We start from the raw sequence: 17,730 nt of genomic DNA, 5'->3' as shown, positions 1-17,730 counted from the left end.
TGGTCGGATGCTGACCACGACGGAACTTTGCGCTGCATTTCGCGACCGAGCGTCTGCCGTACATGAGCTGGTCGCCTTCAGCTACGCGCGCGGGCTCGGGATCTCGGAGGAGACGCTCACCGACGTCGTCCTCGTCGAGCTGGACCGGCGGCTTCGCCCGTACATCCTGACGAAGAAGTCGAGCGGGCGGTCATCCGCGAAGCGTGAGGGGGCGGCGGACGGACGAGCGCGCGACGTGGCACCGATGGTCGCGGCGTGCACGTCGCGCTACCCTGGATCCATGACCACGGCCCGGGAGATCCTGGATCCCACGATCCTCTCGCTCCTCGCAGAGATCGACGAGGAGGCCGAGCTATCGTCGCTGCTCGGCGTCGACCTGTCGCCGGCCGGACCGAGCGCGTCGCACGCGCCGAATACCTACCCACCGCTCGACGAGTGGCTCCGCCGGTCGGAGGAGGTCCATCGCTTCCTCCGCGCTGCGAAGCGCGCGGAGTGGGAGGGCCGCGGCCGGTGACGATCCGCGAGCAGCTCGAGATCCTGTACCGCCTCGGCGTCGAGTTCGTGGTCGTGGGCGGTCAGGCGGGCGTGCTGCGGCAAGCCGTGGAGTTCTCGCACGATCTCGACATCCTGTTCCGCCCGACACCGGAGAACGCCGAGCGGCTTCGCGAGGCGGTCCGCGCGATCACCGGCATAGAGACGGACATCGAAACGCTGTGCGGGCGCGACTTCCAGCAGTACATCCGGCCGGAAGATGGCGTGGAGCTCGACGTCCACCTCAAGCTTATTGCGATTCCCGACTTCGAGTCCGGTGTCAGGAACAGCAGCTCGGTCGAGTTCCTCGGCCTCGGGACCGAGTGCCTGGAACTTCCGGGATTGTACGCGTCGAAGCGCACCGATCGGCCGAAGGATGCCATTCACCGACGGGCCATCGAGGACCGGCTACGGTACCTCGCCCTCCGGGGCGAGCTCGAGATGGACGAGGTCATCCTCGCTTTGTGCCTCGATACCGAGATCTTACGGCTGCCTGCGGTCTCAGCGCGGGTGCCAGAGCTGAGTCGGTCCACGTCGCAGCCGCTGCTCCAAGCTCGTCTCCTCGCCCATGCGCCAGAGCAGGCCACGGAGCTCCTTCGGACGAACGCTTCCCTGCACTCGGCCGTCGCAGCGCTGCTCGCCGTTGGCCCCGAAGTGAAGACGAAAATCCTCGGTCACCCGGCGCGACTCGCCGCGCTGCTGGCCAAGCTCCCGCTCGAGCTGCCGCCGGGAGGGTACCATGTGCGAGCGCCTGAGGGTCGCGCTTGACCGGTTCCCGCGCTGCGGCTCCTGCCCACACCATGTCGCCTCGCCGCCGCCGGGGCAGCACCTCCCGACGATCCGGGCACGACGCATCTGGTCTCCGCTGACGGCCACCGTGCCGGAGCCTAGCGATGAGACCACCCAGCCCCCCTTGACGACCGAGCGACGCGCCGGACATCGTGACCGCGAGGGGCCGCGGCGGGCCGCGAGGGGCGACGGCATGATGAAGATCGCGTATGCGTTGATGGACGGATACCAGGCGCTCATCGACGCGAACCTGGAGGTGGTGGACGAGCGCCAGGTGCTGGGGCGCGAGCTCGCGCAGCTCGGCGCGGAGATGACGGCGGTGAGGTGGCGGGATCCCGAGGTGGACTGGGCCCGCTTCGACGCGGTGGTCCCGAAGAACTGCTGGGACTACGTCGAGCGATCGGCCGAGTTCTTCGGGTGGCTCGACCGGCTGCGCGACCTCGGGGTCCGCCTGGTGAACCCGCTGGAGCTCATCCGCTGGAACAGCGACAAGCGGTATCTCCTCGACCTGCGTCGCGCCGGCGTGAGCGTCGCGCCGCTCGTGTACGTCGAGCGCGGCGCCCCGGCCGATCTCCGCGCCGAGCTCTCGTCGCTCGGGTGGGGGGAGCTCGTGCTCAAGCCCGCGATCTCCGCAGGCGCCTACCGGACGCTGCGCGCGCGCTCGCTGGACGCCGAGGGCGTGGCCGAGCAGGCGGAGACGATCCTGCGGGACTCAGGGCTGCTCGTACAGCCGTTCTTCCCCGAGATCCCGCGCGACGGCGAGTGGTCGCTCCTGTTCTTCGGCGGCGAGTTCAGCCACGCGCTCCTGAAGGTGCCGAGCCGCGGCGACTTCCGGTCTCAGCCGATGTTCGGCGCGACGGCGACAGCGAAGGATCCGCCGCCGGCGCTCCTCGCGCAGGCCGCCGCGGTCCTCGAGGCGCTGCCCGGGAAGGCTGCCTATGCGAGGGTGGATGGCTTCGTCCGCGAAGGGGCGCTGCAGATCATGGAGGTGGAGCTGATCGAGCCGTACCTGTTCCTGGAGCACGGCGGGCCCCTCGCGGCGCGCAGGTTCTGCGAGGCCGTCCTCGCCCAGGCCGGGGGATCGGCGCGTTGAACCCGCGCGCCCGCCGTGCGACAAGCAAGAGATGAGAGCCGGCGCGCGGCGGCTCCGGAGAGGACCGGGACAGCGATGATTCACCGAGAGCTCCTCGAGGACGGCTCGATCCGCCTCGCGAAGGACGGCTGCTCGTTCGTCTTCCGCCGGCTCCGCCCCGGCGCCGTGCTCGTGACCATCGCAGGGCGCGACACCGGCAGCCTCGGCGACGCACCGCTCGACGAGCTCCAGGCGGAGATCGCGCGGTATCCGCCGATCGATCTCTACGTCGACGCGCGCGACGCCACCTTCGCCGCGGAGAGCGTGAGCGACGCGTGGACGCGCTTCTTCAGCGCCAACCGGGCGCGGCTCCGGCGCGTCCGGATCCTCGTCGGCTCGCCCTTCGTCCAGCTCGTCGTCGACGTTGCCAAGCTCTTCTCGCGTACGGGCGAGCTGATCCAGATCGAGTCGGACGCGCGGCAGTTCGACGAGGCGGTCGCGCGCGAGGCGCCCACGCCGACGCGAGCGCCGTCGCAGCCGGGGGTCGCCCGCGCCGCAGAGCCCGCCGCGGCAGCCGGCCCCGCGCCCGTCGCCGGCCCCTCGGCCGCGCCGTCAGCTGTCGCCGGCGCGGGCCCCGCCACGATCCGGCGCGAGGTGCAGGCGGACGGCACCGTGCGGCTCTCGAACGCGCGCTGCACGTACACGTTCCAGCGGCTGCGCCCGGGCGCGGTGCTGGTGACCATCACAGGGCACGACGGCGGCGAGTTCGGCGAGATCCCGCTCGACGAGATCCGCAAGGAGATCGCGCGCTTCGGTCCGGTCGCGCTCTTCGTCGACGTCCGCGCGGTGACCGTGGCGGCGCCGAGCGTCAGCGACGCGTGGACGGCGTTCTTCGCCGCGAGCCGGACGACGATCTCCCGCGTCCGGATCCTCGTGGGCTCGAAGCTCCTGCAGCTCGTCGTCGCGCTGAGCAAGGAAGCCTCGCGGACCGGCGAGATGATCCAGATCGACGAGGATCCCGAGCGCTTCCAGGCGGCGCTCGCCCGCGAGGCGGCGCCGGCCCCGCAGGCGCCGCGTGGGCCGTCGCGCCCGTAGCTCGACGGACGCGCCGGCCCTCGCGCGATCGAAACCCGAGGCTACACGGCGGCCTCCGCGTAACGCACGGACCGGACCGAGGACGCCGCGGGCACGAACCGCAGGGGCAGCGCGCGCGGGCACCGCACCGGCAACGTGCAGTTCCAGGCGAGCTCCCCGGGGAGCCGCTCGAAGCGCTCGAAGCGCCGGAGCAGCACCTCCATCCCTACCTTCATCTCGAGCCGCGCCAGCGAGGCGCCGAGGCAGTAATGGGCCCCATGCCCGAACGCGATGAACACGTCGGGCTTGCGGTCCATATCGAACCGATCCGGCTCGGGGAACTTCCGCTCGTCCCGCTGCGCAGACGCGATGATCGCCGCGACGAACGCGCCCTTCGGGATCGTCACCCCCGAGAGCGCGACATCGGCGGTCGCCTGCCGGAGCACCACCTCCGCCGGCGACTCGAAGCGGAGCGCCTCGTCCGTGAACCCCGGGAGCAGCGCCGGCTCGGCGCGCAGGCGGGCGACGTCCGCCGGCCGGCCGGTCAACCCGAGCAACGTCTTCGCGAACAGGTTCATCGTCGTCTCGAAGCCGGCCATCAGGATGATCGACATGAAGCCCACGATCTCCGCCTCGCTCAGGGCGTGCCCGTCGATCTCGGCGCGGATCAGGCGGGTGACGAGATCGTCCGCCGGGGCGACTCGCCGGCGGGCAATGACCTCCTTCATGAACCCGATCATCGATTGGACCGTCGCCCGGACAGCGGGGATGTGCTCGCTCGGGGTCACGGGCGAGATCATCGCGAGGTGGTCGGCCCAGCGCTTGAACTCGGCGTGCAGCTTCGGATCGAGCCCGAGCAGCTCGCAGATGACCCGGGACGGCAGCGGCACAGCGAAGTTGGCGATGAAGTCGGCATCACCGAGCCGCTCGAGGTCCCCCGCGAGCTCCTCGGCGATCGCCCGGACCCGGGGCTCGAAGCCGGCGACCATCCCGGGCGTGAACGCGCGGCTCACGAGCGCCCGGAGCCGGTTGTGCTCCGGGGGATCCAGGACAAGGAGCGAGTCCATGAGGGGATTGCTCTCGATCCAGGGCGCGAGCATCGTCACGCGGAAGCCCTGGGAAGAGAACTTCTCCGGGTGCTTGAGGACGAAGAGCACGTCGTCGTACCGAGCGACGGCCCAGAGGCCGCCGGGGTCGATCTGACACACAGGGCTGTTTCGACGCATCTCGGCATAGATCGGGTGAGGGTTCGCTCGGGCTTCCGGGGCGAAGAGGTCGAAGCGGCGTGTGGACATGGAGGGCTCCTCTGCGTTCGAGGTGGACTGCGGTAGGTCTACGCGGGCGGCGAGCGATTGCTTCGCTTCACCCCCCGTCCGGTCACCATACGCCGGTCCCGGCGCACAGGAAGCCCGAACAAGATTCAGTCGGCCAGGATCGATCCGCGCCGCGGCCGACGTCGATTCAGCGCTCGGCGCGCGAGCCGCCCGCGCCGCAATGCAACGTCGCATGAACAATGGCTTACAACAGCGCCACGGGACGCACATGCGCTCGTCCTGTGCGTGGCCGCGCGCGAGCACCACGGCCATTACGGCGAGGATCGCGGCGCCATTCGGAGACACGGCTCGTTCTCGAAGTGTTCCACCACACGATTGCGCCGCCTGATCTTCAATGGTGAGGGAATGCTCTTCGACGCGCCGGGAGTGGCAGGTACACGGCGCCGGGTGGACCTCGTTGAGTCCACGCCTCGGCCGGCGCCCCGCTCACCCGACGAGCCGGAGCAGGACGTTGAGCAGCGCGAGCACGGCGAACATGCCGGCGCACACGAGCGCGACCTCCCGGGCGGACACGCGCACCGACACGCGGCGGTCCTCGGCCCGCGCGGCGCCGTACAGGGCGGCCGAGGCGCCGAGCGCCATGTAGAGGATGTCCTTGTAGGCCCACGAGAGGAAGAAGATGCCGATCAGCGCGCCGCACAGGCTCACGAAGATCGCGGGCGCGAGCCGCGCGACGGCGGGGCTCACCCGGGGGCCGCCCAGCCAGATCGCGAGCGGCACCTTGAGCGACGCGTACAGGATGAGCGCGAACAGGCACATCCCGAGGACCCCCGTCTCCGCCGCCGCGAGCAGGTAGGCGTTGTGGGCCGTCAAGCCGAGCGACGACTCGTCGCCGAACTGCCCCGCGCCCACGCCGAGCCCCTTCGTGCGGCGGATCATCGCGAACGCCTCGCGGAGCAGCTCCATGCGCTCCTCCGAGCTCTCGCTGGCCTCCTCGCCGCTGCGGCCGCCGAGGAGGAGCATCGGCGGCCCGACGAGGCAGGCGGCGACGACGCCGAGGGCCCCGCTGCGGCGGATGAAGGTGAGGCCGAGCACGGCCAGGTACACGATGAGGCCCGAGCGCGAGCGCGCCATCACGACCATCGCGCCGATCGCGGCGATCACCGCCGCGACCGGCAGGGCGCGCAGCGCCGCCGCCACGCGCGCGAGCAGCCGGTCGGTCAGCAGGTAGGGCAGCCGGTGGGGCAGCGCCGGGGCACCGCGCGCGCGCCCCGGCGCCGGTCGGGCGCGCGCGCGCGGGCGGCGCTCGGCGAGCGCGATCGCGAGGGGGATCGCCATGCCTGCCGTGAGCGAGAGCTCGTTCGGATCGGCGAGCGAGCCGCGGTATCGCACGCGGCCATCGATGGTCGACGTGCCGAGCGGCCCGGGACGCTCGCACCGGTAGTTGCCGTCGGGGACCGGCGGGTCCTTGCGGCAGTCGAGATCGGTCTCGCAGGGCCGCCCGTCCGGCGTCAGCTCGCCCTTTCCGTCCCAGTCCTCGGGCGCGGCGAGCATACACCCGTACGGCTGGAACGCCTGCACGAGGGCGACCCCCGTCGTGAGCGCGGCGCAGGCGACGAGCGTGAGCGCGAGCGCGCGCAGGCCGCGCGCGGAGGCGGCGGCGACGGAGATGGCGACGAAGAGGCCCGCGACGGTCGCGATCTGCAGCCCGCGCTCCTCGAGCGCGTTCGGGCGCTTGATCGCGGTGGTGAGGGCCGCCCAGGCGAGGAACGCGAGCGCATAGACCACCTGCGGGGCGAGCGTCGGCCGGAGCCGCCGCCACACGACGTCGAGGGCGGCGGCGAGGAGGGTGAGCCCGAACGCGGCGTGCACGAGCGGAATCCCCGCGAGCTCCGGGATGAACTCCTGCGGCTTGAGGATGACGAGCGCGCAGAGCGCGCACACGACCCACGCTGCCATGATGTGGCGCGGCGGCCGCAGCGTGGCGCGCGCGCGGGCCGCCCGCGCCGCCGGACGCGGCGGTCGCGGGGAGGCCCTGCGCAGGCGCGGCGCGGCCGGCGCGGATTCCCCCCTTCAGCGCGACCGATCTAGCACCGAGGCCCCGACGGGCACGGCGGAAGCGCGGACCGCGCGGTGAGCAGGCGCGGCGCGCGGCCGCGGGATCGGCGTTTGCTGGTCCGCGGCCACGACAAGGAGGCTGGACACCGATGCGCTCGCGCCGTGCCTGGATTGCCCTGCTCTGCTCCGCCGTAACGTCCCTCGCCGCGCCCTCGGGTTGCGCCGGGCGCGCGCTCCAAGTGGACTTCGAGGCGGAGCGCCGCGCGACCAGCGCCTACGTGGTCGGCCCCGGCGACGTGCTGGAGGTGCGGGCCTGGAAGAACGAGGCGCTCAGCCACCGCGTCACGGTGCGGCCCGACGGGTTCATCACGGTCCCGCTCGTCGGCGACGTGATGGCCGCCGGGCGCACCGCCATGACCATCGCCGAGGAGATCGAGAACCAGGCGGCCAGGTACTACCACGAGAAGCCGCTGGTCAGCGTGGAGGTGGCGGAGCTCCACAGCTACCGGATCTACGTGATGGGCGAGGTCTCCCGTCCCGGCGAGTTCACGCCGCGGGCGCAGATCACCGTGCTCCAGGCGCTCGCCCTGGCGGGCGGGTTCACGCGCTTCGCCGATCCCGACGAGGTGGTGATCGTGCGCCGCGACGTGCGCGGCGAGCGCAGGATCCCCTTCGCGTTCGACGAGGTCGTCGAGAAAGGCAATCTCCGCGGGGACCTTCCGCTGCAGACGAACGATACCGTGGTGGTGCCGTAGAGGCCTCAGCCGCCCTCTCGGGGCCGGTGAAGAGCTGGACGCAGCGCTCCGAGGACCAGTGCGTCGCGTCCGGTGACCGGCGCGTTGCGCTCTGGCATCCTGAGGCGATGCGCCTTGCTTCCATGCTGCTGGGCCGCGCCGCGCTACCTCTCGTCGCGGCGGCGTGCGCGCCGGTGGGCACGGGCAACGCCGCGCCAGTCGGCCAATCCGCCGCACCGACGAGCGCGCCGGCGCCTCCAGCGGCGGACGCAGCCGTTCGCACGGGCGACGCGGGGCCCGCCGGCGAGCGGCGTGGAGGGGGCGAACTCCCCTCCCCCGCTGCGGCCCAGCCGGCGCCCGCGCCACCCCCGGCGATCTCGGCCGACGAGGCCGAGTCGATCCTGTTCCCCGAAGACGCCTCCGCGCACCGGGCCGGCATCGACGCCTGCCGGCGCGGCGCGGCCGGGGCAGCGGGCTCTGCCGGCGCGCCCTCGCCGGGGCACGAGCGCGTCCGCTGCCTGCTCGCGCTGCGCTTCCAGGACGATCCGCTCGCCGCGGCGAGCGCGACGGCGCTCTTCGACCGGAGCGGCAGCGTCGCGGGGCTGGAGCGGGAGCACACGATGGACGGCGGCTACCGCGGCATGCTCCACCTCGTCCCGGCGCTGCCGGTGCGCGCGGAGCGCCGCCACCTCGAGTGGACGGCCGCGGCCCTGGCCGACTTCGACGCCTTCTTCACGGACGTCGCCGCCGCGGCCGCAGCGCCCGTGCGCTTCCGCCACCGCGCCCTCTCGCTGCGGTACTTCCGCTCCGTCAAGGCGCGCACGCCGTCCGCGTACGCCTCGGGCTGGACGGTCGCCTACAACTTGGCCGGCTCGCTCCACCGCTCCGCGGACGTGGTGCGGGAGACGCTCTTCCACGAGATCTTCCACTTGAACGACAGCGACCACGGCGCCTGGTCCGAGGCGGCGCTCTCGCCGATCTACGACGATATCGTCGCGCGCTGCGGGACGAAGATCCCCTGCCTCGCGCCCTACGCGCCGAACGAGACGACCGTGAAGGGAGGCACCTACTACGCGTTCCAGCCCGGCAACGGCGTCGGCGAGTATGCCGCCGAGCTCGCGATCCGTTACTACCGCGAGCAGCGAGCCGCCCTCCGCGGCGACCGGCCGGGGAAGGCGTTCAAGTGCGGCCCGCCGGAGAACGCGCGGGCGTGGTCGCTGCTGGCCAGCGAGTTCTTCGGCGGCGCCGACCGGGTGGCGCCGTGCCCGGAGTAACCTCCTCCGCGCCCACGAGCGACGCGCTCCAGCGCTCCTCCCGGAGCATGAAATGCATTACGCCGTAGGCCCAATTTTTACCACCGTTCAAATGGATCACCTCTGTTCGGATGTCGGATGGATGGGCTCTGCTCGCACATCGATTCTCGTTCTTTCTCCTCATCTCGCGCCAAGGGCGGCGCGCCGCTCCGGCAGCGACGCGCCTGCCCTTCCGGTTGCTCGGCCGCAGCGCCGCGGGTAGAGTCGGCGGGAGATGTTGACCACGACGTTGTCGCAGTGCGGGTCCATCTCGGTGCTCGACTACCGGTGCGACGCCGGACCTGCCGACCGGCCGTTCGTCGAGGTGCACCGCGGATTTTCGGTCTCCTACGTGCGACAGGGCAGCTTCGGCTGCCGCGTGCGGGGCGAATCGTTCGAGCTCGTCGCCGGGTCGACGCTCGTCGGCCACCCCGGCGACGAGTTCATGTGCACCCACGACCACGTCGCCGGCGACGAGTGCCTGTCCTTCCACCTCGAGCCGGCGCTGGTCGACGCGATCGGCGACCGGCCCGAGGTCTGGCGGACCGGCTGCTTGCCGCCGCTGCCCGAGCTCATGGTGCTCGGCGAGCTCGCGCAGGCGGCCGCCGAGGGCAGGACCGACGTCGGCCTCGACGAGGCAGGCATGCTGTTCGCCGCCCGCTTCGTCGAGGTCGCCTCCGGGCGGAGGCGAGGGCCGCTGGACGCGCGGCCGCGCGATCGCCGCCGCGCCGTGGAGGCGGCGCTCTGGCTGGATGCCCACGCGCACGAGCCGGTCGACCTGGAGGGCGCGGCCAGGGAGGCCGGGCTCAGCCCGTTCCACTTCCTGCGGCTCTTCGCGAAGGTCGTCGGCGCAACCCCGCACCAGTACCTCGTCCGCGCCCGGCTGCGCCGCGCGGCGCGCCTCCTCGCCGACGGCGCCCGGTCGATCACCGACGTCGCGCTCGACGTCGGCTTCGGCGACCTCTCGAACTTCGTGCGCACGTTCCACCGCGCCGCCGGCGTCTCGCCCCGGAGCTTCCGCCGGGCGGCGCGCGGGGATCGCAAGATCTTCCAAGAACGGCTCGCTCGCGCCCGGTAGGGTGACGGCGGCACGAGCGCGCAAGGGGCCGAGTCCCGCGCGCAGCAGCGGAGAGACCATGATCCACGAAGCCCTAAGCTCCATCGCTCGCGACCCGTCATGACGACCCACGGATTCACGCTCTTCGACACGGCGATCGGCCGGTGCGGCATCGCGTGGGGCGGGCGCGGCGTCGTCTTCGTGCAGCTCCCGGAGGCGCGCGAGCTCGACACGCGGGCGCGTGTGCTGAAGCGGTTCCCGGGCGCGCGCGAGGCGCCGCCGCCGCCCGAGGTGCAGGCCGCGGTGGGCGGCATCGTCGCCCTCCTGCGCGGCGAGGCGACCGATCTCTCCGGCGTCGCGCTCGACATGGACGACGTGCCGCCGTTCCACCGCCGCGTCTACGAGGTCGCGCGCACCATCCCGCCGGGCGCGACGCTCTCGTACGGCGACGTCGCGGCGCGGCTCGGGAGCCCCGGCGCGGCGCGCGCCGTGGGGCAGGCGCTCGGGCGCAACCCGTTCGCGATCGTCGTGCCGTGCCACCGCGTGCTCGCGGCGGGCGGCAAGGCCGGCGGCTTCTCCGCGAACGGCGGCGTCTCGACGAAGCTCCGGCTCCTCGCGATCGAGGGCGCCGAGGCGAGCCGCGCGCCCGCGCGGCGCCGCGGCGACGGGACCGGCGACGACGACCTCGCGTTCGGCTTCGACGCGGGCGCCGCCGTCGAGCACGTGCGCGCGTCCGACGCGGCGCTCGCGCGCGTCATCGATGCGGTCGGCCCCTTCGCCATGCGGCTCGACCGGACGCGGAGCCTCTTCGCCGCGCTCACCGAGTCGATCGTCTACCAGCAGCTCACCGGCAAGGCGGCGGCGACGATCTTCGCGCGCCTCTGCGCGCTCTTCCCTGCCCGCGCGGGAGGCGGCCCCACGCCCCGGCAGATCCTGGGCGCCCCGGACGAGCGGCTCCGCGAAGCCGGCCTCTCGCGCGCGAAGCTCCTCGCCCTGCGCGACCTCGCCCAGCGGGCCGAGGCCGGCGAGATCCCCACCCTCGACGAGGTCCAGCGCATGGACGACGAGGCGATCATCGAGCAGCTCACCCGGGTGCGCGGCATCGGCCGGTGGACCGTGGAGATGCTCCTCATGTTCCGGCTCGGCCGCCCGGACGTGCTCCCCGTGGACGACTACGGGATCCGCAAGGGCTTCGCGGTCGCCTTCAAGAAGCGCGAGCTGCCGTCGCGCAAGGACCTCGAGAAGCGCGGCGCCCGGTGGAGGCCCTACCGCACCGTGGCGAGCTGGTACCTGTGGCGGGCGGTGGAGCTCGCGAAGAAGTAGCCGTCAGCGCGCCGCCGCGTGCGCGCCCTCCGCCGCGTGCGCGCCCTCCGCCGCGCCTCGGCCGCCGGCCTCCGCCCGACCTTCCGGCTGCAGCGCCCCGAAGAGGATCACGTCGACGACGCGGGCGAGCTGGGCGTCGTCGACGCCCGCGCGGTGCGCGAACAGCCTGTTCTTCAGGTACGCCGCGAGCAGCTCGCACGGGAGCATCGGATCGGCGCTCGGCGCGAGCTCGCCGCGCGCGACGGCGCTCTCGATGATGGCCCGCAACCCGTGCTCCTGCGTCTCGCGCAGCGAGCGGGCGATGGCCATGAGCTCCGAGTCGGGCCCCTCCGAGAGGAACACGTGGAAGAGGCTCTGCCCCTCGGGCGACCGCTGGATCTCGACGATCGCGCGCCCGAGCGCGATCAGATCCTCGCGGAGCGAGCCCGTGTTCGGGGGGACGATCTTCTCGTCCGTGATCGACAGGAGCGCGGCCCGCACGAGATCTTCCTTCGTCGGCCAGCGCCGGTAGACCGTCGTCTTGTTGACCCCCGCGCGCGTCGCCACGTCCTCGATCCGGAGCGCGCGGTAGCCCGCGCTGGCGAGCTCCTCCAGCGTGGCGGCCAGGACGCCGCGCACGACGGGCTCGCCGCGCACGAGCGCGCGCTTCTTCGAGGCCCCGCGCCTCGCCGTCCGCTTCGCCGTCGCCGCCTTCATCGGCCGTCCATTCAACTTCGGCCGCCCGGCGCGCGCCAGCGCATTTTCGCGACACGGTGAGACATCGCAATCTTTTGTTGCGGTACACCGCAACCAACCGTTGCGATCCGCGCCGGCGGTGTTACAGCTATCGCAACTAGCGGTTGCGATCGCCGCCCCGAGGTCCCCTTGAGCCACACCACGACGTCCGGCCGCGCCGCCGGCCTCCTTCTCCTCGCCGCGCTCGCCGCCGCCCCGGCGGGCTGCTCGTCCAAGGCCAGCGCTTCGAACGCCTCCGAGGCGGCTCCCCAGCCGGTCCGCGTCGAGACCCGGGAGGTGCACGAGCAGCCCATGCCGCGCGCGCTCGCGCTCACCGGCACGCTGCGCGGGGCCCGGCAGACCGACCTCGCCGCCAACGCGGCCGGCCGCGTGCTCGAGACGTTCGTCGAGCGCGGCGCGGAGGTGAAGCGGGGCGACCTGCTCGCGCGCCTCGACGTCCGCGCCGCCGCGCTCACGGCCGCGGAGGCGCAGGCGAACGCGGCCCTCGCCCGCGCCCAGGAGGAGACGGCGCGGCGCGAGTGCGCGCGCTACACGGCGCTGCGCGACAGCGGCGCGATCTCGCAGGCCGAGCATGACCGGATCGCCGACCAGTGCCGGAGCGCCCCGCTGTCGGTCGCGGCCGCCTCGGCCCGCGCGCGCGCCGCCGCGCAGGGCGTCGGCGACGGCCAGATCCGCGCGCCGTTCGACGGCGTGGTGACCGAGCGCTTCGTCGACGTCGGCGAGTACGTCCGCCACGACTCCAGGGTCGTCTCGCTCGTCTCGGCGGGCGCCCTGCGCCTCGAGTTCACCGTGCCCGAGGCGAGCCTCGCGGCCGTGAGGCCGGGCGGCGCGTTGACCTTCACCGTGCCGGCGTACCCCGGCCGCTCGTTCGCGGGCGAGGTGCGCTGGATCGGCGCCGCCGTCCGCGAGGCCACGCGCGATCTCGTCGCCGAGGCCGAGGTCCAGAACCCCGACGGCGCGCTGCGGCCGGGCATGTTCGCGTCGATCGCGCTCGCGACCGGGGAGGCGAAGGGCCCGGTGGTGCCGAGATCCGCCATCCTCCCGAAGGAGGGGCGCGCGCACCTCTTCGTCGTCGTCGATCGCCGGCTCGAGGAGCGCGTCGTGCAGACGGGCGCGGAGAAGGGCGACGCCGTCGCCGTCGCCCGCGGCGTCCGCGCGGGCGACAAGGTCGTGATCACCCCGTCCGAGGCGCTCCGGAACGGCCAAGCCGTGGAGTGAGGTCGTCATGCAGTGGCTCGCCCGCGTTTGCGTCAAGAGGCCGGTCTTCGCGTCGGTCCTCATGCTGATCGTCGTGGTCCTCGGCGCCGCCGGGTACACCCGGCTCGGCCTCGACCAGTTCCCCGACATCGACGTGCCCTTCGTCGTCGTCACGACGCGCCTCGACGGCGCGGCGCCCGAGGAGGTCGAGGCCGAGATCTCCGACCGGATCGAGGGCGCCGTGAACACCATCAGCGGCATCGAGGAGCTGCGCTCGACCTCGACCCAGGGCGTGAGCCAGGTCGTCGTCGGCTTCGAGCTGGAGAAGGACGCCGACGTCGCGGCCCAGGAGGTGCGCGACAAGATCAACGCCGTCCTGCCCACGCTGCCGAAGGGCATCGATCCGCCGATCGTCAGCCGGGTCGACCTCGGCGCGGCCCCGGTCCTGCTCGTCTCGGTGGAGTCGGACCGGCCGATCCGCGAGCTCAGCGAGATCGCCGACAAACAGGTGCGCCGGCAGCTCGAGGGCATCTCCGGGGTCGGCCAGGTCAACGTGATCGGCGCGCAGAACCGGCAGATCAACGTCTGGCTCGACCCGATCGCGCTGCGCGCGCAGGGGATCACCGCGGCCGAGGTGCAGCGCGCGATCGCGGCGCAGAACCTGATGACGCCGGGCGGCAGCGTCGAGACCGGCCCGGAGGACCTCACGCTCCGCGTGATGGGGCGCGTCGAGTCGCCCGAGGCGCTCGGCCGCGTCGTCCTGCGCGAGCAGGACGGGCACGCCGTGCGCCTCTCGGACGTCGCCCGCGTCGAGGACGGCCGCGCGGACGAGAAGACGTGGGCCCAGCTCGACAGGCGGCGCACCGTCCTCCTCTCGGTGGTCAAGCAGTCGGGCCAGAACACCGTCGCCGTGGTCGACGCCGTGAGGGCGCGCCTCGCCGAGGTGCAGCGCGCCCTGCCCGAGGGGACGAAGGTCGAGGTCGTGCGCGACGGCTCGCGGGTCATCCGCACCGGCATCGCCGCCGTGAAGGAGCACCTCGTCCTCGGCGCCCTGCTCGCCGCGGCGGTGGTGCTGCTCTTCCTCGGCAACGCCCGCAGCACCCTGATCGCGGCGCTCGCGATCCCGATCTCGGTCGTCGGGACGTTCGCGGTGATGTGGATCGCCGGCTTCACGCTCAACTTCCTCACGCTGCTCGCGCTCGCGCTCGCGGTCGGCATCGTGATCGACGACGCCATCGTCGTGCTCGAGAACATCGTCCGCTACATCGACGACAAGGGCATGAAGCCGTTCCCCGCCGCCGTCCTGGCGACGAAGGAGATCGGCCTCGCGGTGCTCGCGACCACGCTCTCGCTCATGGCCGTGTTCATCCCGGTCGCGTTCATGCCCGGCATGGTCGGGCGCTTCCTCAAGAGCTTCGGCCTCACGATGGCGTTCGCCATCGGCGTCTCGCTGATCGTGAGCTTCTCCCTCACGCCCTCGCTCGCGGCGCGCTGGCTCTCGGGGCACAAGCCCCGCGGCGCGGACGCGCGGCCCTCGGCCCTCGCGCGCGCGGTCGACGTCTTCTACCGGCCGATCGAGCGGGCCTACATGGCCGCGCTCGCGTGGGTGATGAGGCGCCGCTGGGTCATCGTCGTCGCCTCGGCGGCCGCCCTCGGCGCGTGCGGCCCCATCGCCAAGTCGCTGCCGAGCGGCTTCCTCCCGGAGGACGACCAGGCGCAGTTCGAGATCAACCTGCGCGCGCCGGAGGGGACGAGCCTCACCTCGACCCGCCTGATCGCCGAGCGGATCGCGGACGACGTGCGCCGGATCCCGGGCGTGACGAGCACGCTGATGACCGTCGGCGAGGGGGAGCAGCAGTCCCCGAACCTCGCCAAGATCTACGTGATGCTCATCGACCCGGAGGAGCGCGCGCTCGGGCAGCTCGAGATCATGCAGAAGGTGCGCGCGGAGATCCTCGCGAAGCAGCCGCCCGAGCTGCGCATCACGGCCGGCGAGGTGCAGGCGATCTCGTCCGGGGGCCAGTCGACGGCGAGCGTCCAGGTCGCGCTCCAGGGGCCGGACCTCGACCGGCTCGGCGAGTACGCCGCGCGCATCACCGAGGCGCTGCGGAAGGTGCCCGGGGCCGTGGACGTCGACAACAGCCTCGTCGTCGGCAAGCCCGAGCTCCGGGCGACCATCGACCGCGACCGCGCCGCGGACCTCGGCGTCCAGGTGGCGGACGTGGCCGGCGCGCTCCAGCTGCTCGTCGGCGGGCTCAAGGTCTCGACGTACTCGGAGGGGGGCGAGCAGTACGACGTCCGCGTGCGCGCCGACGCGCGGCACCGCGCGGACGCCGAGAGCCTCGCGTCGCTGACCGTGCCGTCGTCGAAGCACGGCGCCGTCCCGCTCCACAGCGTGGTCTCGATGGAGCCCGACAGCGGGCCCTCGTCGATCGGCCGCCTCGGCCGGCGCCGGCAGATCACGATCGGCGCGAACGCCGCCCCCGGCGTCGGCGACAGCGAGGTGCAGGCGGCGCTCGACCGGATCATCGCCGAGCAGCGGATGCCGGAGGGCTACTCCGCGCAGCCGGTGGGGCGCTCGAAGAACACGGCGAGCACGGCGACGAGCTTCGCCGTCGTGATCGGCCTCGCCTTCGTGTTCATGTACCTGATCCTCGCGGCGCAGTTCGAGTCGTGGCTCCACCCGATCACGATCCTGCTCTCGCTGCCGCTCACGGTCCCCTTCGCGCTGCTGTCGCTCAAGCTCTTCGGCCAGTCGCTGAACCTCTTCTCGGGGCTCGGGCTGCTCGTCCTCTTCGGCGTGGTGAAGAAGAACGCGATCCTCCAGATCGACCACACGAACCACCTGCGCGCGGAGGGCATGCCGCGGCTCCAGGCGATCCTCCAGGCGAACAAGGACCGGCTCCGCCCGATCCTCATGACGACGATCGCCTTCGTCGCGGGGATGATCCCGCTCGTGCTCTCGCACGGGGTCGGCTCGGGCCAGAACCGGACGACGGGCGCGATCGTGCTCGGCGGGCAGTCGCTCTCGCTCGCGCTCACGCTGCTCGCGGTGCCGGTCGCCTACTCGCTCTTCGACGACGCGGCCGAGTGGCTCCGCCGCCGCCGGAGCAAGGGCGCGGAGGACCGGGGCGAGGCGGAGCTCGACGCGTTGCTCGACGCGCCGGCGGCGAGCCCGGCCGGCGGGGAGTGAGCGCCCGCGGCGCGCGCCGGACGCTCACGCCGCGGCGAGCAGCCGCTCGCCGTCGCGCCGCGCGGCCGTCCAGGTCTCGTCCCACGCCGCGTCGGCCTCGGCGCGCGCCGGTCCCCCGAAGGCCTGCGTCTCCTTCGGATCGCCGTCGATCTCCTCGAGCGGCTCGGGGGGCGCCGGCGCCTCCGCCGTGATCGCGTCGCCGACGGCCTCCCGCACCTCGCGCCCCCCTTCGGCCAGGCAGTAGGCGAGCACGCGCCACCCGAGCTCCGCGTGCCGCCCTTCGTCGCGCGCGACCTCTCCGAGCGTCGCCTTCACCGCCGCGTCGGACGCCCCCGGGAGCGAGCGCCGCGCCCGGGCCGCCGCCGCGCCCTCGCCGAGACAGCCGTCGTGCCACGCCTCGAGCGCCATGCGCACGAGCGCCGCCCGTCGATCCACGTCGCGCGCCGGGGGCGGCGGGAGCAGCACCGGCGCGACGCGCCACCCCGCGAGCGCGCTCGCGATCTCGCTGCACCGCGCCGCGTGGCGGACCTCGTCGTCCGCCGCGGCGAGGGCCCGCCGCACGAGCGACGCGGGCGCGCCCACCGCCGCGAGATCGCGCGCGAGCGCGAGGAACGCCGGGATCGAGCCGCACTCGGCCCGCGCGGCGTCCAGCCACGCGCCCGCGAGCGCGCCCCGCGTCGCGCGATCGAGCCGCGCAGGGCGCGGGGCGCGGCGGCGGCCCAGCGCGATCGCCGGCGGGAGCACGACGCCGTGGGCCGTGCGCAGCGGTCGACCGGAGACCGCCTCTTGGCCCATGAACAGGGGCGGGGGGGCGCGCAGACCGAGGCTGACGGTCCCCTCGGGGATGAACGGCTCGGCCGACAGCGGGATGGCCGCGCGCAGCGCGAGGTCGAAGGCCACCGCGTGGCCCACGCTGTTGAGGACGCCGACATGAATCCCGTGCTGCCCCGGGAGCTCGTCGCTGTAGCGGGAGCGGTAGGTCCAGCCGAACTCGCCGAGGGCGCTGTACTCGCGGAAGTCGTCGATCAGCTCGCCGCCGCCGTGGGCGCCGGCCGCGAAGCGGAACGCGGAGAAGTTGAGCCACGTCGCCTGCAAGAAGGGGCCGAATCCGTAGCGCGGGTGCTTGTCGACGATGCTCGTCACGCGGAAGTCCAGGCCCAGCCCGAAGGCGAGCTTCTGGCCGAACGAGAGCGACACGGAGATGCCGCCGGACGGGATGGTCTCGTCGGCGGCGCGCGCCTCCCCGGGGAGCGAGAGGAGCGCGGCGACGCCGAGGGCCGCGAGCGCGGGCGGGAGCGTTCGATGGGACGGTGGCATGGACACCTCCAAAGCAAGGTGGGCACTTCAAAGCATGCTTCTCGAATCGAAGCGTGAAGCGCGAATCTAGCAGGGCGGGAGCGC

General features: G+C 73.2%; 14 protein-coding genes. 10 read left to right on the top strand and 4 right to left on the bottom strand.

Annotated elements, in window-relative coordinates; genetic code table 11:
- Nucleotides 1-7: 7 nt before the first annotated feature.
- The 4 genes from WMF43_RS17270 (at nucleotide 8) to WMF43_RS17255 (ending at nucleotide 3,487) form a co-directional block, all read left to right on the top strand.
- Complete coding sequence (locus tag WMF43_RS17270; RefSeq protein WP_437681481.1) at nucleotides 8-514, top strand: hypothetical protein; 507 nt, start codon at nucleotides 8-10, stop codon at nucleotides 512-514.
- Nucleotides 511-1,299 carry a hypothetical protein gene (locus WMF43_RS17265; RefSeq protein WP_437681480.1) on the top strand — a complete coding sequence of 263 codons (789 nt, stop codon included), beginning with the start codon at nucleotides 511-513 and terminating at the stop codon, nucleotides 1,297-1,299. The genes WMF43_RS17270 and WMF43_RS17265 overlap by 4 nt, the downstream gene beginning before the upstream one ends.
- 214 nt (nucleotides 1,300-1,513) lie before the next feature.
- On the top strand, nucleotides 1,514-2,413 hold the full coding sequence (locus WMF43_RS17260) for an ATP-grasp domain-containing protein (protein ID WP_437681479.1): 900 nt from the start codon (nucleotides 1,514-1,516) through the stop codon (nucleotides 2,411-2,413).
- A 75-nt stretch (nucleotides 2,414-2,488) separates the two neighbouring features.
- Nucleotides 2,489-3,487: a hypothetical protein gene (locus tag WMF43_RS17255; protein ID WP_437681478.1), complete on the top strand. Its 999-nt coding sequence runs from the start codon at nucleotides 2,489-2,491 to the stop codon at nucleotides 3,485-3,487.
- 41 nt (nucleotides 3,488-3,528) lie between these two features.
- On the opposite strand, the gene WMF43_RS17250 is transcribed toward WMF43_RS17255, so the two are convergent.
- Both WMF43_RS17250 and WMF43_RS17245 read right to left on the bottom strand, forming a co-directional pair.
- Entirely contained in the window at nucleotides 3,529-4,761 is a 1,233-nt protein-coding gene (locus WMF43_RS17250; RefSeq protein ID WP_437681477.1) for a cytochrome P450, read from the bottom strand.
- 465 nt (nucleotides 4,762-5,226) lie between these two features.
- On the bottom strand, nucleotides 5,227-6,699 hold the full coding sequence (locus tag WMF43_RS17245) for an O-antigen ligase family protein (RefSeq protein WP_437681476.1): 1,473 nt from the start codon (nucleotides 6,697-6,699) through the stop codon (nucleotides 5,227-5,229).
- Nucleotides 6,700-6,947: 248 nt separating this feature from the next.
- Here WMF43_RS17245 and WMF43_RS17240 point away from each other — a divergent pair, with 248 nt between their 5' ends.
- The 4 genes from WMF43_RS17240 (at nucleotide 6,948) to WMF43_RS17225 (ending at nucleotide 11,204) form a co-directional block, all read left to right on the top strand.
- Nucleotides 6,948-7,553, top strand: coding sequence for a polysaccharide biosynthesis/export family protein (locus tag WMF43_RS17240; RefSeq protein ID WP_437681475.1), 606 nt, complete (start codon nucleotides 6,948-6,950; stop codon nucleotides 7,551-7,553).
- Between the two features lie 107 nt (nucleotides 7,554-7,660).
- Nucleotides 7,661-8,806, top strand: coding sequence for a hypothetical protein (locus WMF43_RS17235; protein WP_437681474.1), 1,146 nt, complete (start codon nucleotides 7,661-7,663; stop codon nucleotides 8,804-8,806).
- 253 nt (nucleotides 8,807-9,059) lie between these two features.
- Nucleotides 9,060-9,902, top strand: coding sequence for a helix-turn-helix transcriptional regulator (locus WMF43_RS17230; RefSeq protein WP_437681473.1), 843 nt, complete (start codon nucleotides 9,060-9,062; stop codon nucleotides 9,900-9,902).
- A 99-nt stretch (nucleotides 9,903-10,001) separates the two neighbouring features.
- Complete coding sequence (locus WMF43_RS17225; RefSeq protein ID WP_437681472.1) at nucleotides 10,002-11,204, top strand: methylated-DNA--[protein]-cysteine S-methyltransferase; 1,203 nt, start codon at nucleotides 10,002-10,004, stop codon at nucleotides 11,202-11,204.
- A gap of 3 nt (nucleotides 11,205-11,207) precedes the next feature.
- Here the strand turns inward: WMF43_RS17225 and WMF43_RS17220 are convergent, their stop codons facing one another.
- Nucleotides 11,208-11,900, bottom strand: coding sequence for a TetR/AcrR family transcriptional regulator (locus tag WMF43_RS17220; protein WP_437681471.1), 693 nt, complete (start codon nucleotides 11,898-11,900; stop codon nucleotides 11,208-11,210).
- 168 nt (nucleotides 11,901-12,068) lie between these two features.
- Here WMF43_RS17220 and WMF43_RS17215 point away from each other — a divergent pair, with 168 nt between their 5' ends.
- Both WMF43_RS17215 and WMF43_RS17210 read left to right on the top strand, forming a co-directional pair.
- On the top strand, nucleotides 12,069-13,157 hold the full coding sequence (locus WMF43_RS17215) for an efflux RND transporter periplasmic adaptor subunit (RefSeq protein WP_437681470.1): 1,089 nt from the start codon (nucleotides 12,069-12,071) through the stop codon (nucleotides 13,155-13,157).
- A 7-nt stretch (nucleotides 13,158-13,164) separates the two neighbouring features.
- Nucleotides 13,165-16,329, top strand: a complete 3,165-nt coding sequence (locus tag WMF43_RS17210) for an efflux RND transporter permease subunit (RefSeq protein ID WP_437681469.1) — start codon at nucleotides 13,165-13,167, stop codon at nucleotides 16,327-16,329.
- Nucleotides 16,330-16,353: 24 nt separating this feature from the next.
- Here WMF43_RS17210 and WMF43_RS17205 read toward each other — a convergent pair whose 3' ends face one another.
- Nucleotides 16,354-17,646: a hypothetical protein gene (locus WMF43_RS17205; RefSeq protein ID WP_437681468.1), complete on the bottom strand. Its 1,293-nt coding sequence runs from the start codon at nucleotides 17,644-17,646 to the stop codon at nucleotides 16,354-16,356.
- Nucleotides 17,647-17,730: the final 84 nt, after the last annotated feature.

It is taken from the genome of Sorangium sp. So ce131, from assembly GCF_051519095.1.
Taxonomy (GTDB): Bacteria; Myxococcota_A; Polyangia; order Polyangiales; family Polyangiaceae; genus Sorangium.
This window is presented reverse-complemented; position numbering and strand designations above follow the sequence as displayed.

Bases quoted from the DNA above. Each gene is read 5' to 3' on its own strand.
- WMF43_RS17235 (WP_437681474.1), top strand. From the start codon at position 7,661: ATGCGCCTTGCTTCCATGCTGCTGGGCCGCGCCGCGCTACCTCTCGTC.
- WMF43_RS17220 (WP_437681471.1), bottom strand. From the start codon at position 11,900: ATGAAGGCGGCGACGGCGAAGCGGACGGCGAGGCGCGGGGCCTCGAAG.
- WMF43_RS17245 (WP_437681476.1), bottom strand. From the start codon at position 6,699: ATGGCAGCGTGGGTCGTGTGCGCGCTCTGCGCGCTCGTCATCCTCAAG.
- WMF43_RS17240 (WP_437681475.1), top strand. From the start codon at position 6,948: ATGCGCTCGCGCCGTGCCTGGATTGCCCTGCTCTGCTCCGCCGTAACG.
- WMF43_RS17260 (WP_437681479.1), top strand. From the start codon at position 1,514: ATGATGAAGATCGCGTATGCGTTGATGGACGGATACCAGGCGCTCATC.
- WMF43_RS17230 (WP_437681473.1), top strand. From the start codon at position 9,060: ATGTTGACCACGACGTTGTCGCAGTGCGGGTCCATCTCGGTGCTCGAC.
- WMF43_RS17255 (WP_437681478.1), top strand. From the start codon at position 2,489: ATGATTCACCGAGAGCTCCTCGAGGACGGCTCGATCCGCCTCGCGAAG.
- WMF43_RS17225 (WP_437681472.1), top strand. From the start codon at position 10,002: ATGACGACCCACGGATTCACGCTCTTCGACACGGCGATCGGCCGGTGC.
- WMF43_RS17270 (WP_437681481.1), top strand. From the start codon at position 8: ATGCTGACCACGACGGAACTTTGCGCTGCATTTCGCGACCGAGCGTCT.
- WMF43_RS17210 (WP_437681469.1), top strand. From the start codon at position 13,165: ATGCAGTGGCTCGCCCGCGTTTGCGTCAAGAGGCCGGTCTTCGCGTCG.
- WMF43_RS17250 (WP_437681477.1), bottom strand. From the start codon at position 4,761: ATGTCCACACGCCGCTTCGACCTCTTCGCCCCGGAAGCCCGAGCGAAC.
- WMF43_RS17205 (WP_437681468.1), bottom strand. From the start codon at position 17,646: ATGCCACCGTCCCATCGAACGCTCCCGCCCGCGCTCGCGGCCCTCGGC.